Origin of the sequence: Flagellimonas alvinocaridis (genome assembly GCF_965248585.1) — a bacterium.
GTDB classification, from domain to species: Bacteria; Bacteroidota; Bacteroidia; order Flavobacteriales; family Flavobacteriaceae; genus Flagellimonas; species Flagellimonas alvinocaridis.
In genome coordinates this window covers 701,719-717,500 of record NZ_OZ252111.1, presented here as the reverse complement: position 1 = coordinate 717,500, position 15,782 = coordinate 701,719, and the positions used below count along the sequence as shown (strand labels likewise).

At 42.8% G+C, this 15,782-nt stretch carries 12 protein-coding genes, 2 tRNA genes and 2 rRNA genes (1 of these 16 running past the window's edge); 7 read left to right on the top strand and 9 right to left on the bottom strand.

The window, feature by feature from the left end; genetic code table 11:
* The 5 genes from ACP14V_RS03190 to ACP14V_RS03170 all read right to left on the bottom strand — a co-directional run.
* Positions 1–11 (bottom strand): 23S ribosomal RNA (locus ACP14V_RS03190) (it extends 2,805 nt beyond the left edge of the window).
* A 178-nt stretch (positions 12–189) separates the two neighbouring features.
* Positions 190–266: transfer RNA gene (locus ACP14V_RS03185), tRNA-Ala, on the bottom strand.
* 157 nt (positions 267–423) lie between these two features.
* Positions 424–497, bottom strand: a tRNA-Ile gene (locus tag ACP14V_RS03180).
* Between the two features lie 112 nt (positions 498–609).
* A 16S ribosomal RNA gene (locus ACP14V_RS03175) occupies positions 610–2,135 on the bottom strand.
* The 16S and 23S rRNA genes sit together here with 2 tRNA genes alongside, the layout of an rRNA operon.
* Before the next feature lie 293 nt (positions 2,136–2,428).
* A complete protein-coding gene (locus tag ACP14V_RS03170; protein ID WP_272610665.1) occupies positions 2,429–4,522 on the bottom strand; it encodes a putative porin in 2,094 nt (697 codons plus the stop codon).
* A 146-nt stretch (positions 4,523–4,668) separates the two neighbouring features.
* On the opposite strand from ACP14V_RS03170, the gene ACP14V_RS03165 reads away from it, so the two are divergent.
* The 4 genes from ACP14V_RS03165 (at position 4,669) to ACP14V_RS03150 (ending at position 9,901) form a co-directional block, all read left to right on the top strand.
* Positions 4,669–5,265, top strand: coding sequence for a ribonuclease HII (locus ACP14V_RS03165; RefSeq protein ID WP_272610666.1), 597 nt, complete (start codon positions 4,669–4,671; stop codon positions 5,263–5,265).
* Between the two features lie 29 nt (positions 5,266–5,294).
* Positions 5,295–7,748 carry a ribonuclease HII gene (locus ACP14V_RS03160; protein WP_272610668.1) on the top strand — a complete coding sequence of 818 codons (2,454 nt, stop codon included), beginning with the start codon at positions 5,295–5,297 and terminating at the stop codon, positions 7,746–7,748.
* A 125-nt stretch (positions 7,749–7,873) separates the two neighbouring features.
* Complete coding sequence (locus ACP14V_RS03155) at positions 7,874–9,193, top strand: OmpA family protein (protein WP_272610669.1); 1,320 nt, start codon at positions 7,874–7,876, stop codon at positions 9,191–9,193.
* Between the two features lie 12 nt (positions 9,194–9,205).
* The gene (locus tag ACP14V_RS03150) at positions 9,206–9,901 is read left to right on the top strand and encodes a hypothetical protein (protein ID WP_272610671.1); all 696 of its coding nucleotides are present in this window, start codon (positions 9,206–9,208) and stop codon (positions 9,899–9,901) included.
* Between the two features lie 61 nt (positions 9,902–9,962).
* On the opposite strand, the gene ACP14V_RS03145 is transcribed toward ACP14V_RS03150, so the two are convergent.
* From ACP14V_RS03145 to ACP14V_RS03130, 4 genes are all read right to left on the bottom strand, one after another.
* Entirely contained in the window at positions 9,963–10,313 is a 351-nt protein-coding gene (locus ACP14V_RS03145; RefSeq protein ID WP_424987824.1) for a hypothetical protein, read from the bottom strand.
* Positions 10,314–10,492: 179 nt separating this feature from the next.
* Positions 10,493–11,209, bottom strand: coding sequence for a lipoyl(octanoyl) transferase LipB (gene lipB, locus ACP14V_RS03140; protein ID WP_272610674.1), 717 nt, complete (start codon positions 11,207–11,209; stop codon positions 10,493–10,495).
* A 32-nt stretch (positions 11,210–11,241) separates the two neighbouring features.
* On the bottom strand, positions 11,242–11,979 hold the full coding sequence (locus ACP14V_RS03135; protein WP_272610675.1) for a hypothetical protein: 738 nt from the start codon (positions 11,977–11,979) through the stop codon (positions 11,242–11,244).
* 5 nt (positions 11,980–11,984) lie between these two features.
* Positions 11,985–12,140 (bottom strand): YqaE/Pmp3 family membrane protein, encoded by a 156-nt coding sequence (locus ACP14V_RS03130; RefSeq protein ID WP_073177245.1) that lies wholly within the window; start codon positions 12,138–12,140, stop codon positions 11,985–11,987.
* Between the two features lie 71 nt (positions 12,141–12,211).
* Here ACP14V_RS03130 and ACP14V_RS03125 point away from each other — a divergent pair, with 71 nt between their 5' ends.
* From ACP14V_RS03125 to lysS, 3 genes are all read left to right on the top strand, one after another.
* A complete protein-coding gene (locus ACP14V_RS03125; RefSeq protein ID WP_272610676.1) occupies positions 12,212–13,330 on the top strand; it encodes a response regulator transcription factor in 1,119 nt (372 codons plus the stop codon).
* A gap of 49 nt (positions 13,331–13,379) precedes the next feature.
* The gene (locus ACP14V_RS03120; RefSeq protein WP_136567372.1) at positions 13,380–13,925 is read left to right on the top strand and encodes a thioredoxin family protein; all 546 of its coding nucleotides are present in this window, start codon (positions 13,380–13,382) and stop codon (positions 13,923–13,925) included.
* 65 nt (positions 13,926–13,990) lie between these two features.
* On the top strand, positions 13,991–15,682 hold the full coding sequence (gene lysS / locus ACP14V_RS03115; RefSeq protein ID WP_272610677.1) for a lysine--tRNA ligase: 1,692 nt from the start codon (positions 13,991–13,993) through the stop codon (positions 15,680–15,682).
* The last annotated feature ends 100 nt before the right edge of the window (positions 15,683–15,782 follow it).

Here is a 15,782-nt window from a genome sequence, read left to right as displayed (position 1 = left end):
TTTGCTTGTCGCATCATGTACCTAAAGTACATATGCCCTCTCGTAATCCTTATATATTCTATTCTACTTCGTGTTTCTTCTTTTGACTTCGCCATGATGGTATAAACCATCACGCTCCGTCCCAATATGTCAATGAACTTGTGGCGGGCCGCCACCGGCAATAAAAATCACCGTGGACGACACTTGCCGTGGTGGAGAATATCGGAGTCGAACCGATGACCTCCTGCGTGCAAGGCAGGCGCTCTAGCCAGCTGAGCTAATCCCCCATTATCAGTGGTCAGTTAACAGTTATCAGTTAACAGTACTACATAACGGTAACCCAACACCTAGAATTTCCTGATTTCAATACTCAATGAACTTAAGCCATTCGTGAACTTTCAACTTTTCACTTATAACTTTCAACTTGCGGCTTCGCCGCTTTCGTAGTCTCAGGCAGACTCGAACTGCCGACCTCTACATTATCAGTGTAGCGCTCTAACCAGCTGAGCTATGAGACTGTCTTGGCCTAAAATTGCCTTATATCAAAAAAACATATCATAAACGACAGCACAAAGATCTTTAGGACCACCTCGTGCGGGACCCGTAACTTCCGGGCATCTCTTTCTCTAGAAAGGAGGTGTTCCAGCCGCACCTTCCGGTACGGCTACCTTGTTACGACTTAGCCCTAGTTACCGATTTTGCCCTAGGCCGCTCCTCTCGGTGACGGACTTCAGGCACTCCCGGCTTCCATGGCTTGACGGGCGGTGTGTACAAGGCCCGGGAACGTATTCACCGGATCATGGCTGATATCCGATTACTAGCGATTCCAGCTTCACGGGGTCGAGTTGCAGACCCCGATCCGAACTGTGACCGGTTTTATAGATCCGCGCCCCCTTGCGGGGTGGCTTCCCTCTGTACCGGCCATTGTAGCACGTGTGTGGCCCAGGACGTAAGGGCCGTGATGATTTGACGTCGTCCCCACCTTCCTCACGGTTTGCACCGGCAGTCCCGTTAGAGTCCCCATCTTGACATGCTGGCAACTAACGGTAGGGGTTGCGCTCGTTATAGGACTTAACCTGACACCTCACGGCACGAGCTGACGACAACCATGCAGCACCTTGCAGGCAGTCCGAAGAAAGGGGTATCTCTACCCCATGCAGCCTGCATTTAAGCCCTGGTAAGGTTCCTCGCGTATCATCGAATTAAACCACATGCTCCACCGCTTGTGCGGGCCCCCGTCAATTCCTTTGAGTTTCATTCTTGCGAACGTACTCCCCAGGTGGGATACTTATCACTTTCGCTTGGCCACGGAGACCGAAGTCCCCACAGCTAGTATCCATCGTTTACGGCGTGGACTACCGGGGTATCTAATCCCGTTCGCTACCCACGCTTTCGTCCATCAGCGTCAGTACATGGTTGGTCACCTGCCTTCGCGATCGGTGTTCTATGTGATATCTATGCATTTCACCGCTACACCACATGTTCCGGCAACCCCACCATGACTCAAGACCGCCAGTATCAAAGGCAATTCTACGGTTGAGCCGCAGACTTTCACCCCTGACTTAACGGCCCGCCTACGGACCCTTTAAACCCAATGATTCCGGATAACGCTCGGACCCTCCGTATTACCGCGGCTGCTGGCACGGAGTTAGCCGGTCCTTATTCTTACGGTACCGTCAGACACCTACACGTAGGTGCGTTTCTTCCCGTATAAAAGCAGTTTACAACCCATAGGGCAGTCATCCTGCACGCGGCATGGCTGGATCAGTCTCCCGACCATTGTCCAATATTCCTCACTGCTGCCTCCCGTAGGAGTCTGGTCCGTGTCTCAGTACCAGTGTGGGGGATCCCCCTCTCAGGGCCCCTAACCATCGTTGCCATGGTGGGCCGTTACCCCACCATCAAGCTAATGGTACGCATGGCCATCCCTGTCCGATAAATCTTTAACCACAATATCATGCGATATCGCGGTACCATGGGGCATTAATCCAAGTTTCCCTGGGCTATTCCCCTGACAGGGGCAGGTTCCATACGCGTTCCGCACCCGTGCGCCGGTCGCCGGCAAAAAAGCAAGCTTTTCCCCGCTGCCCCTCGACTTGCATGTGTTAGGCCTGCCGCTAGCGTTCATCCTGAGCCAGGATCAAACTCTTCATTGTATTTCCTTGAATGTCTGTCCGACACCCGGAAACCAGAGTCCCCGCATCAAAATGGTTCTTATTCTCTTTACGCTGTCGTTACAATATGTATATGAACTTCTTCACTCTTTTTTCCCCGGGAAAAACACCTCTCGGCCCTCCCGAAGCGCCTTGCCTTATCAGCTAAGCGGGTGCAAATATAAGAAGGTTATTTCTTCTCCGCAAAATGTTTTGCTGTATTTTTTTTCAAAAAAATGCGTTAAAAATGTAAGCTGCTGTTTTTCAGAGACCCTCCCTGAAAATTATTTTTTCTTTTATGAAAAGAAGTTCCAAACCAATCCGAAACGGATAACAAAGTCTCGGTATGGATAGTTAGGCGCCGAATAATAATTGGGCTCTGAAAAGATGGAATTAAGGTGCTCCGCCTTTAAATATATTCGTGTTTGCCTGACCTTGGCATTAATAAATAGATCAAGCAACGGATATCCTCCCAATTCTTCATTGTTCTGAATGTAAAATTCACCCAGCAATGGGTTGTATGCATTCATATTATAAGAAGTAAAGTACTTAAAGGTTACCCCGGTCTGTAGAAACATGGCTTTTTTAAATACATTACTCGAAAAATACAAGGAATTTCTAGTGACCAATTGGGGAAGATTCAGTACTTGACTGTCTTGTGTGACCTCTTGGTACAATATCGTATTGGCCAATGCCCATTTCCTCCATTTAAACTCCTTGGTGTACTTTGCCCTTAAATGGTTTATGGTTGAGGACTCTTGAAAGGGTTTCACAAAAGCAGTTCCCTGACCATTATCAATCTGTTCTTGCGTAGCGGTAGATGCAAAGTAGGTATAGTTGTCCATCATACTGTACTCCCCTTCCAGTCTACCCAATAGTTTTGAATTGAAACCTGCCTTTATGCTTTTCACTTGTTGCTTTTCAAAAGTATCTGTATTCTGCCAATTGTAGTTTCTGTAATCACTTTGGTACAACAGATAATTAAAATCTGGCATTCGGGATGAAATATGGATGCCTCCCATAATTGAAGTGCTCTCGTTCAATTTATAATCCACCATGGCATTCAATCTGTTGCCTGTAAGATCACCTGCTACAGTATAATCCAACTCTCCTTTTAACGACAGCGGTCCAATTCTTTTGTAATACGCTCCTCCAACCGTTATTTCCTGTCCGTCCAGTTTATTCTGAATGGTTCCTTCTTCCGTGATCAAAACACTATTGAAGTAATAGTTGTAGTTATATAGACTTGCGCTTCCTGTGAGTTTTCCCAAAGTTCTATTAGAGAATTCCACACTACCTTTATTGAACATGGTCTTCAACCTGGCCCTGTCCTCAATGGGCACTAAAAATGGGTCATCCCCAAAGGCATCATTCTGGGCCGATTGGTTAAAGTCGAACAATTTTGTTTCGTATGTAAATTCATGGCCAATGGTAAGTGTTGTTGGGTCCTTGTCAAGAGAATCCTTTGGACTGTTCACCAATTTGTACCTATGGTCAAAGAAATACCGTTTCCCTAAAATCCTATTACCTGCATTCGTGTACCTGACATCTATTTTTGACCTATCCTGAAAATCGTCCAGCTCCCCTTCAAACTGTTCCCTGTTCAATAGGCCTCCATTTTCATCCGCCTCTATTTCCTGCGCTGCAATATGACCTCGCAACCCATATCTAGCGTTCTGGGTAGTATAATTAAAAGTAGCCCTGAAATTTCCTGATTGGGCCTGATCAAATCTATACTTCCCTAGAGACCTAAATCCATTATAGGCCAAGGAGGCATTAAACCTCTTGGACAGATTGAATGTTAGCAAGGCGTCCAAAAATTGTCCCTGCTCCATGGAGGTTTTAAACATCAGTTCTGTCATTGGGGTAGGAACATGGTAATACATAATGTCCTCTACCTCAAAGTACCGGGCGTGTTTGGCCGTTGCCCCCAAACGGGGATAATATGGGTTTTCCGTAAAAGTTCTGCCTAGTACATTATAGGGTTGTCCCATATTGGAAAAGGGCATCAACTCAAAATCGTCTTGGCGGATATAATTGTATTTGTACTCCTTATTTATGGTAAGTGTAGTATCTAAAAAGGTAGTATCCCTTAGATAAGATATAATTTTATAGTCTTCAATGAAAACCGAATCTTCCTCTTCAATCTTCTTTTGCATCCTAACAAACCTCTCCCGCTTATCAATTCCTGAAGGCTTTATCGAATCTTTTGGTTTTATCTTTAGGGAATCCATTTCCGTTACCTTCAACGAATCCACTTTTTGTAGTTCCAAAGAATCTTTCTTGACAATCCTCAAGGAATCCGCTTCTTTCTGTGGAGGCAATGAGTCCTGTTGTGCAAAGAGAGCTTGTCCCAAAAAAAAGAGCAGTGCAAAAAATAGAAATCTCATTCCATGGTTTTGGTCTGGCAAAGGTATACGTTTTGTTTCTAAAGAAATGTGAAAAGTTTGGTTGTGGCAGATGCTGGAGAGTGGGTTAACAGCCAAAATTTGGCATTACCCTCCCAAGCTATTATCTTTCCCATATATTGAGTAACATGCTTAAAACCCTATATAAGTATCCCAATGAAGCTGGAACCGATGAGGCAGGACGAGGCTGCTTGGCTGGACCGGTAACCGCAGCCGCCATTATTCTACCTGATGATTTTAAGAATACCCTCCTGAACGACTCCAAACAGCTCTCCGAGGCCAAAAGGGATATCCTAAGGCCCATTTTGGAAAAAGAAGCAGTGTCTTTTTCTGTTTGCCATGTTTTTCAAGATGAGATTGATGAGATCAATATCCTCAATGCTTCTTTTTTGGCCATGCACCGAGCTTTAGATGGTATGCGCCATAAACCCGATTTTATTTTGGTGGATGGAAATCGTTTCAAACCCTACCCATCCATTTCACATGAGTGCATCATTAAAGGTGATGGAAAATTCATGAGCATTGCAGCTGCATCTATATTGGCCAAAACTTACAGGGATGCGTATATGGCCGCCATACATGAAGAATTCCCTATGTACAATTGGAAAAAGAACAAGGGCTATCCGACCAAGGAACATCGGGAAGCCATAAAAAAATACGGTTTGACAAAATATCACAGAAAAAGCTTCAGACAGCTTCCAGAACAATTAACGCTGGATATTTAAAAATCCTAACTTTGTTTTAAACTTCAAAAATGAGACTTAAGGTACTTATTTGCTTGCTCCCTTTTTTTATCCTATCCTGCAAAACTGAGGTGAAGACCAAAGAATCATTATTGGGCCACCTTCCTCCCAATCCAGCTTTAATTATTAAAGTCAGTAATCTTTCCAATTTTAAAAGCGAACTAAAGAACAATTCCTTTTTGGGAAAAACCAACGGATTCTCTGTTTATAAGGAACTCTTGGGCCAAATGGAAGGGATGAAATATGTTTCCACGGACCAACCTTGTATTCTTGCATTTTATGAAGTGGGCAAGGATAATTATGATTTTGTGCTGTTTGCTGAAAACAGCCCTAATTTCTTTAACGTGGATGAAGCGGCCAACAAAACCATTGAGACCCTATCCTACGAAGGCAAGGACATTACCAAATACAGCTTGGATGATTATACAGTCTTTGCCATGGTCAGCGATGGTAAAATGGCTCTCTGCTCCTCGCAAATGCTTATGGAAAACATGGTACGGGCCAAGAACGAAAATCCCGTAAACCCTACCCTTGAGAAATTGTATGCGACATCAGCGATCAATAAGTCGGCTACATTGTTCATAAATCTGGACGAAAACCCTTCGCTTTTGTCCCTAAAGAATGGAAATAAAGCTTCAAAGCCCTTTTCGGAATGGGTATCGCTCGACTTTACCGCCAACTCGGACGAGGTAAACCTTAATGGTATTGCCATGGCCCCCGATTCTACCAAAAATTTCATCAATTTATTTAAAGGAACAGCACCATTGGCCAATAAAACCCCTCTTTTTGCACCATTGAATGCACAAGCCATACTGTCCTATACTTTTGATGATTATCAGGTTTTTGCCAAGAACCAAAACACCTATCTCGATAGAACAAAGCCTGTGGACTCTCTCTTTAACACCATTGAAGAAGTGGGCGTAATTTATTTGAACAATCGAAAAGTGGTGCTACTCAACTCCTTTGGCACCGAAAGTCTCACCGAGTTCTTGGAAAGGGACAAAGCTTCGGCCCAAACGTATCAGGGCAGTGAAATCATCGAACTGCAAAATAAAAATCTTCTGTCCGAAGGGTTTGCTCCCTTGGTATCGGATTTTGATTCCAATTTTTGCACCATTCTGGAAAACAGCTTTATTTTTTCCGAGGACAAAGAGGCATTGCAGACCATCATCAACAATCATAGCAGTGGCACATCGTTCAGCAACAGCCCTGTCTACCAAACTGCAAAGACGCCATTGGCCAGTGAGTCCAGCGTACTTTTTATTTCAGGTGGTGATGGAATCGTTTTTTTTGCCGATAAGGAATTAGCGACCAAACTTTCCGGTCCTATCCAAAAAACGGATTTAGACGAATTTACCTTTGCCACCCAGCTAGTGGCGGACAGTGATTTTGCACATTTCAACATATTGATTTCCAAAGTAGGGAAAACCGTCACCAGCAATACAGTTACCCCTCTTTTTACGCTTGAACTTGATACAGACCTTGCCATAGATCCCCAATTTGTGAAAAACCATAGGACCAATAAGCAGGAAATTGTGGTGCAGGACCAAAACAATGTGTTGTATCTGATTTCCACGGAAGGAAAAGTGCTTTGGACCAAACAGCTGGACAGTAGGATTCGCGGCCCTATTCAACAAGTGGATATTTACAAGAACGGTCGACTCCAATTGGCCTTTTGCACAAGCAACCAGTTTATGATCATTGATCGTAACGGTAAAGATGTACCTCCATTCAAAATAGATTTTGAAGGCGGCAACCTAAATCCCCTGGCCGTTTTCGATTATGATGGAAAAAAAGACTATCGGTTTGTGATCACCCAAGGAAGAAAAGTCCATATGTACAACAACAAGGCAAAAATTGTGGGTGGCTTTACCTTTACCGAAGCAACCAGTCCCATCATTACAGCTCCAAAACATTTTAGGGTATCCAATAGGGATTACTTGGTATTTCAGTTAGAGGACCAAACCCTTAAAATTTTGCACCGTACCGGGAAAGACCGGATAAAAGTGGCCGAAAAGATAGATTTCTCCAACAATGAAGCATTCCTTTATAAGAACAAGATTTCCATGACCAACAAAAAAGGGGTGCTCCACCAAATAGACACCAATGGAAAGCTAACCGCCACCAATTTTAATCTGAACAAAGACCATGGCATGTATGCAACAAGCAACACTTTGGTGTTCATGGACGATAATGTACTCAGCATTAAAGGAAAAAAAGTGGAGCTGGATTTGGGGGTGTACTCCAAACCCAAAATTTTCTACATCCATGACAAAATCTATGTGAGTGTCACCGATATACAAAGCCAAAAAATATATTTATTTGATAGCCAAGCAAAACCCATTCCCAATTTCCCAGTCTTTGGCAATTCCCTTATTGACCTTACCGATATGGACAATGACAAAAAATTGGAATTGGTGGCCAAGGACCAAGAAAACTCGCTCATTGTGTATAAAATGAATTAACAATAACTTCACTACGGCTTATACATTAGTTTAGACAAATTACACATTTTCACCCTTCCAGAGAATGCTTTTTTAGTATCTTGGATAGCATTATTTTGCTCAAAAACCTTAACTAAAACACTATAATGAAAACCTCAAGCAAAACCATCCTCAGTTTGTTGATTGCACTGATGATTGGCTCAAGCATGAATGCCCAATTTTTGAAAAAATTGGGTAAGAAAGCTGAAAAAGCCGCACAGCGCACCATTGAACGAAGGGTGGAAAAAGAAACCAGCGAAAAGACCGATCAAGCACTGGACAGTATTCTGGAACCGGGTTCTGGCGGAAATCAAGCACCTGGTAATCCCCAAACTGGAAACACCCCCTCGAGTACAGACAGCAATTCGGGAAGCAATACCAACACTAGTCCATCACAAGCACCACAGACCAAAAACATTATCGTTTACAGTAAGTTCGATTATGTTCCCGGTGACAAACTCATGTTCTTTGACGACTTCTCCAAGGATTTCATTGGCGATTTTCCCTCTAAATGGAACACCAATGGTAGCGGCGAAGTGGTTACCATAGACAATTCTCCACAACGCTGGATGGAACTCATTCCCGGATACGGCATTCACTACATTCCCAATATGCCCAACCTCCCCGAGGAATACACCATTGAGTTCGACTTGTTGACCCACGGCATGGACAACCAGACATCATCCACGGCAGGAATAGAGATTTCTTTGAGCGATGATGAAAATTTTAAGGCCGGCAACCATTATGTTGAGGCCTGGCTTCCTGTAGGCCAATATGCCGCATTTGGAATACATGCAAAAAACTATATCTACAATGAAGGAACGACAATTAATAGTGAAGTAAGGGCGGACATAAGACAGGCTGTACTGAACCAACCCCATATTTCCATAGCCGTGAACAAGGCCCGCTTCCGACTTTGGGTAAATGAAGAAAAATATGTGGACATTCCCCGTTTGGTGCCAGAGAATAAGTTGACCACCCTTAAATTTAATGTCAACGGTCTTAAAGATGGAAAGGAAAAAATCTTTATTTCCAACCTTAAAGTGGCCGAAGGAGGGGTGGATCTTCGCAGAAAACTTCTTTCAGATGGCAAGGTTTCAACCAATGGCATCCTGTTTGATGTAGGGTCTGCAAACATTCAACCCCAATCCATGGGCATCATTCGTCAGATATCGCAAGTATTGGCCCAAGAAGCTTCCATGAAACTAAAAATTGTGGGCCATACAGATTCTGATGGCACAGATGAAAGCAATTTAACACTATCCAAGAACAGGGCCGAAGCTGTAAGAAACACCCTGATATCTGTCTATGGGGTATCCGCAGACCGATTGACTTCGGAAGGAAAAGGGGAAAGTGAGCCCGTAGGAGATAACAACACTCCGGATGGGAAGGCGCAGAACAGAAGAGTTGAATTCATAAAACAATAAGAACACAACATCATGAAACACTATTTTTTTGCATTCCTCACCGCAATGTTCTCCATGGGCATTGTATTGGGGCAATCAAACTGCAGCCACTATTATCCTTTGGTGGATGGCGCAAACTTTGAGTATACCAGCTACGACAAAAAAGGAAAGGAAGAAGGAAAAATCAATTACAAGGTTACCAATGTAAACGGGTCGGGAGACAATGTTACCGCAACCATGGTCATGCAATTGGAGGACCAAAAGGGCAACACCTACGATTCTGAATACAATGTTACCTGCGATGGGGATAAGGTGAAAATTGACTTTAAGTCATTGATGAACGAACAAATGCTGAACCAATTGGGCGAAATGGAAGTGGAAGTCTCTGGAACAGATATAGAACTGCCCAGTAATCTTGGTGTGGGACAGGAACTTCCGGATGGCAATGTTACCGTACAGATGAAAATGGGCGGCGCCATGAACATGAACATGAATGTGGAGACCATCAACCGAAAAGTGGAAAAAATAGAAACAGTGACCACTCCGGCCGGCACATTTAAAAACTGTCTGGTCATCTACAGTGAGACACGTACCAAAATGATAATGGCCAACCAGACCATGCCCTCAAGGGTATGGATCGCCGAAGGCATAGGGATGGTAAAACAGGAATCCTATAATAAAAGTGGTAAATTAATGGCCAGTTCTGTACTAACAGCATACAGCTTATGACCAGCTTAAGCGGATGAGCACAAAACCGGGGTCATTCCCCGGTTTTTTCAGTTTAAAAGAACTATGGTTTCATATACTGTACTTCAATTTCATTTAAGCGATTAAGAAAATCATCCAATTTATTTTTCCAATCTAGCATTCCTCTATCATTCCCTAAACTTTTGTCCTTGGCAAAATCCAATTGAATCCCTTGCCCTCTAATTTGACAATGCGAACAATCGTGGATATCAATTTCATAGGTCCTATAATTCCACCATGCAATAAAATCCAACCAAATTGAATTATAACTGGGATTTCTTCGAATTGACCATGAATAAATTAAATTCGGGGTTTCATCTTTTGTCCGCCATTTTGGCTTTCCTTTGAATTCCCTTTCAACTTCATCAACAATTCTCCAACCTAAACCTTCCAAGCGATTCCAAAGGTCATTTATTTGCCTATTTTGCTTGGTGAGGGTTAAATCAACTTTGACATCCATTACTCAATTTTCACTACTGATGGTCAAGCTAAATGAAGTTCTATGAAAATCCATGACCCAATTGACGAATGGCCAACTTTAATTGACGGATAATGAAAAGGCATCCGTAAAATCTATACCGAGCTTTTTGTAGATTCCAATTCGGCCTCAAAAAGTATCTGGAAATGATGTAGGAGTCTTTGCTTCACCTCTTCCATATCCACTTCCTTTTTACCCAATTCCACATTAAGGGAAGTTACAGCCTTATCCTTTATCCCACAGGGAATCATTAGGTCAAAGTACCCCAAGTCCGTATTGACGTTCAGGGCAAAGCCGTGCATGGTTACCCATCTACTGGCCCGTACGCCCATGGCACATATCTTTCGGGCAAAGGGAGTACCCACATCCAACCAAACACCGGTTTCCCCTTCAGAGCGTTCGGCTTTTAGGCCATATTCGGCCAATGTCAAAATCACCATTTCTTCCAAAAACCGAAGGTATTTGTGGATGTCCGTAAAAAAATTGTCCAAATCCAGAATGGGGTAGCCCACTACTTGTCCAGGGCCGTGATAGGTAATATCTCCACCCCTATTGATCTTATAAAAAGTGGCCCCCTTTGTTTTCAGCACTTGTTCATCCACCAACAGATTGTCCATGTCCCCGCTTTTGCCCAAGGTATAGACATGGGGGTGTTCCACAAACAAAAAATGGTTGGGGGTATCCACGTTGGCACCTTCCCTTCTATTCTTGACCTTTAGGTCAACTATATCCTTGAAAAGCGTTTCTTGATAGTCCCACGTTTCCTTGTAATCCTTATGTCCAAGGTCCTGAACCTTTACTTTTTTGTTCATGCTGCAAAGATACGAAGGCTTGGGGTGGAAATCTATTTTTCCAGCTCTACCTGAAGGTCCAAAGCAGTCGGGTCCTTCATCAGGTCTAAAAACGACATTTCGTAGATGAGTGTTTTTCCATCGGCACTAAACGTAGCCTCTTCCAAATTGGTTGACTTTACTTTTTTGGGGAAATGATATTTAATAGTATAGGTAGACCCTGAAAGGAACATCTCTGCCCCAGTCAAACTATCCAAACTCTGCTGGAACAACTCTTCATCGATAATTGTTGCCTTACGGGAAAAGGTGTTTCCATTAAAGGTGTAATTGACTTCTGTGGCTTGGTCAGAACCTGCCATTGGAGCTTGTTCCTGACCCTTTCCGGCATTCATCATACCCGCTTCCCGAAAAGTATTGAAAGCGTCATTCACCTGACTTACATCTTTGAATTCACTGAAAAGGTCAAACTTCATGATTTTTTCCTCAGCATTCATGACCATATGCAGGTTAAAGTGTTCCAAACGCCTTAGTTTGGCCTGCTCTTCCGGGGTAAGCTCAGCTATACTGTCGTGCTTTTCTTCCAATAATTCTTTGAACGAAATAATACTATCGACAGGTTTTTCATTGGTCTTCGCCATTTCATCCCCTGCCATTTGCATGAGTTCGGAACCGTCAAAGTTGATGGACATTTTTCCAGAACCATCCTCTTCAAAATGGATTTCTTCAGTAAAATTACAGGAATAGGCAACCAGAGCTGCCAGCGCGCAAATAAAAACTTTAATGTTTTTCATACTTTTCAGTTCGTATTGTTTAAAATGACAAGGGCTCCTATAACTCCGGGCACCCAGCCACAAAACGTCAAAAGTAGCACAATAAAAAAAGAGCCGCAACCTTTTCCGATTACCGAAAGGGGTGGAAAAAGAATGGCCAACAACACTCTCCAAAAACTCATGGTATAAATTTTGATTGATGATACTTATTAGTATACAGATCAAAACATTTGTTACATAAAAACCTGTATTTTTGAGGTTTATTGATTTTAATATGCGGTTTTTTGTCTTTTCCTTACTTCTGATGGGTTCCAATTTACTATTTGGACAGTACCACTTTTCGGGAAAAGTAGTGCAAGCCCAACCAGGACAGAACATCTACCTATCCTTGATAGAAGACTACCGAAAGGCATCCCGCATTTATGTAAACCAGATTATCGCAAAAACCCAAGTGGACTCATTGGGTAATTTTCGGTTCAGCGGAAACCATCTTCCAGATAAAAACAGAATGTATAGAATTCATCTGGACAATTGCTCCAATGATGATGAAGCCCGTCATTTTCTGGGACAATGCAGCAACAGTCAAAGTATTGTTTTTATAGGCCACAACAGGGATACGCTTTATTTTCCAACCTCATTTGATGACCAAGCACTCTGCTCGGTCACTTCCACCAATCCAAAATCGGATCTGTTATTGCAAGTTAATGCCCTGAAAGAGGAAATGGCCTATAATTTTATGGAGTATCCCAGTGATGCCAATAGGGCCCTAAATGAAAAAAAATGGTTTTCTACCCTGCAAGATTTTGGACAAAATTCCGGAGAGCCTTTGGTAGAGCTTTATATCTATGATTTTTTATCGGACAAAAGGAGTGAAACCTATCGTTATTACCTCAAAGACCTGCAGACCAATCCGTATTACCAAGGCCTTTCCCACCGATTACAGTCTACCTATCCCAATACAAGCTTCACCGAGGAATTTCGCACAGAAATCGGGTTGGACCAACAATTGGCAAACACCGGTGCATCCAGCTTTTGGCAGTGGAAATGGATTTTGCAAATCTTATTGATTCTGTCCATACTGGCCAACATGTACTTTTTGGCCACCCGAAAAATTAAACTACAGGCCAATGTGCGCTCCAATTTGCAACAGCTTACCCCCCAAGAGCGAAATATTGTGGATTATATTCTACAAGATATGAGCAACAAGGAAATAGCAGCTGAACTATTCATTAGTTTAAGTACCGTAAAAACGCACATCAACAATCTCTACAAAAAGCTGGGGGTTTCTTCACGTGAAGAAATCGTATCACTTTACAAACAAAAAATCAACCGGGGGTCTAGTCCCTATTTCCAACCAAGAAAATCAGTATAAAACCCAGTTTTCATGCAATTTTCGATTCTAATCCAAACATCGAAAAATCATGAAATCCATCATTTTTACAGTCCTGCTGATGCTATGCACCGGTCGAGGCCTTTCACAGGCGTACCATCAAGAAATTATTTTGGAAAACGGCAACCGGTTTTTAATAGGAGAAATCAATTTAAAAAATCTGGAAGCTCTTCCCTACCAATCATGGTACCTGCAAGGATATCAAAACTACACCGTAGACCCTACCTTGGTACATCTCTTTAGAAAAAAATTGAAAGATTACAACGTTACATTGTTCCTTGGCACTTGGTGCGGCGATAGTAAAAGGGAGGTCCCTAGGTTCATAAAAATATTGGAAGCCGCCAAATTTCCCATGGACCAATTAAAGATCATTGCTTTGGACAGAAGGAAAGAGCACTACAAAAAAAGTCCAACGGGTGAGGAAAAGGGACTCAACATTATAAAGGTTCCTACGATGATCTTCTTTAAAAATGGGAAAGAAGTCAACCGCATTGTGGAAAGACCCATTGAAAACTTGGAAGAAGACATTGCCCAAATTGTCTTAAACAAGGCTTATATCCCCAATTATGCACATTAAGGCTAGGGCAAGGCCAAATATTAAAGCGCAAAAGTGTAATTTTGCGCTTTAATTTTTTATAGACTATGCAACTATCGGAACAAGAAATCGTTCGAAGGGAAAAATTGACCAAACTTAGGGAAATGGGAATCAACCCCTACCCTGCAGCATTGTATCCTGTTGATACCACTTCCAAGAGTATCAAGAACGATTTTGAAGAAGGAAAAAAAGTAGTGATTTCCGGTAGATTGATGTCGCGCAGAATCCAAGGAAAAGCCTCCTTTGCTGAACTTCAAGATAGTGAGGGTCGTATCCAAGTATACTTTAATAGGGACGAAATTTGTCCAGATGACGACAAGACTCTTTACAATGATGTCTATAAAAAACTTTTGGACATTGGGGATATCATCGGGGTTGAGGGTGAACTTTTTAAGACTCAAGTAGGCGAAAAAACCGTAATGGTGAAAAACTTCAGTTTGCTTAGTAAGGCGTTAAGACCATTGCCACTGCCAAAAGTGAACGAGGAAGGAAAAGTATATGATGCCTTTAACGACCCCGAACTACGCTACCGTCAACGGTATGTGGATTTAGTGGTGAATCCGCAGGTAAAGGACACGTTTATCAAGAGAACAAAGATTACGAACAGTATCCGTGAATTCTATAACGAACGTGGATATCTGGAGGTAGAAACCCCGATTCTTCAACCTATTCCAGGAGGAGCGGCAGCCCGTCCGTTCTTAACGCATCACAATGCATTGAACATACCTTTGTACCTACGGATTGCCAACGAGCTATATCTAAAAAGATTGATTGTTGGTGGGTTTGACGGTGTTTACGAATTTTCAAAAGACTTCCGTAACGAGGGAATGGACCGTACCCATAATCCAGAGTTTACCGTAATGGAGCTTTACGTGGCGTATAAGGACTATAACTGGATGATGGACACCACTGAAAAACTATTGGAAAAAGTGGCCGTTGATGCCACGGGAAGCTCCAAAGTAAAAGTAGGTGAACACGAAATCGAGTTCAAAGCCCCCTATCCACGGGTTCCCATTTTGGAGGCTATAAAAATCCATACGGGCTACGATGTGGCGGGCATGGGCGAGGATGAACTTCGTGAAGTGGCCAAAAAATTGGACATTGAAGTGGACGAGACCATGGGTGTGGGCAAACTCATTGATGAAATCTTCGGTGAAAAATGTGAGCACCATTACATACAACCCACCTTTATTACGGATTATCCAAAGGAAATGAGTCCCTTGACCAAAGAGCACCGAAACAACCCTGCGCTTACCGAGCGTTTTGAGTTGATGGTGAACGGAAAAGAATTGGCAAATGCTTACTCGGAACTTAACGACCCCATTGATCAACGGGAACGTTTTGAAGAACAGCTAAAACTTTCAGAAAAAGGGGATGATGAGGCCATGTTCATTGATCAAGATTTCTTGCGTGCCTTGGAATACGGTATGCCCCCTACTTCCGGGATCGGGATCGGGATAGATCGTTTGGTGATGCTCATGACCAACAATTCTTCCATTCAAGAGGTGTTGTTCTTCCCACAAATGCGGCCTGAAAAGAAAAAAGTGGAGCTTACCGAAGAGGAAAAAGCTATTTTGGACATTCTTAAACCGCAAGGCGAAATGCCTTTGTCCGAACTTAAGGAGAAAGCTGGCCTTAGTGGAAAAAAATGGGACAAGAGCACCAAAAACCTGAGCAAACATGGGCTTTTAAAAGTTGAAAAAACGGAAGATTCCCTCTTGGCAAAATATACGGGTTAAGCTACTATCAAAATAGGTGTTTGGTATAAAATAACTTTTCGAAAAGGACTTTTCAGAGATGATTTTGAGAAATCCTTTTCTCAATTTTAAGGCCCTTTTG

Excerpts from the sequence above, each read along its gene's own strand:
- ACP14V_RS03130 (WP_073177245.1), bottom strand. The coding sequence starts at position 12,140 with ATGAGTTTTTGGAGAGTGTTGTTGGCCATTCTTTTTCCACCCCTTTCG.
- lipB (WP_272610674.1), bottom strand. The coding sequence starts at position 11,209 with ATGAACAAAAAAGTAAAGGTTCAGGACCTTGGACATAAGGATTACAAG.
- ACP14V_RS03170 (WP_272610665.1), bottom strand. The coding sequence starts at position 4,522 with ATGAGATTTCTATTTTTTGCACTGCTCTTTTTTTTGGGACAAGCTCTC.
- ACP14V_RS03155 (WP_272610669.1), top strand. The coding sequence starts at position 7,874 with ATGAAAACCTCAAGCAAAACCATCCTCAGTTTGTTGATTGCACTGATG.
- lysS (WP_272610677.1), top strand. The coding sequence starts at position 13,991 with ATGCAACTATCGGAACAAGAAATCGTTCGAAGGGAAAAATTGACCAAA.
- ACP14V_RS03150 (WP_272610671.1), top strand. The coding sequence starts at position 9,206 with ATGAAACACTATTTTTTTGCATTCCTCACCGCAATGTTCTCCATGGGC.
- ACP14V_RS03120 (WP_136567372.1), top strand. The coding sequence starts at position 13,380 with ATGAAATCCATCATTTTTACAGTCCTGCTGATGCTATGCACCGGTCGA.
- ACP14V_RS03160 (WP_272610668.1), top strand. The coding sequence starts at position 5,295 with ATGAGACTTAAGGTACTTATTTGCTTGCTCCCTTTTTTTATCCTATCC.
- ACP14V_RS03165 (WP_272610666.1), top strand. The coding sequence starts at position 4,669 with ATGCTTAAAACCCTATATAAGTATCCCAATGAAGCTGGAACCGATGAG.
- ACP14V_RS03135 (WP_272610675.1), bottom strand. The coding sequence starts at position 11,979 with ATGAAAAACATTAAAGTTTTTATTTGCGCGCTGGCAGCTCTGGTTGCC.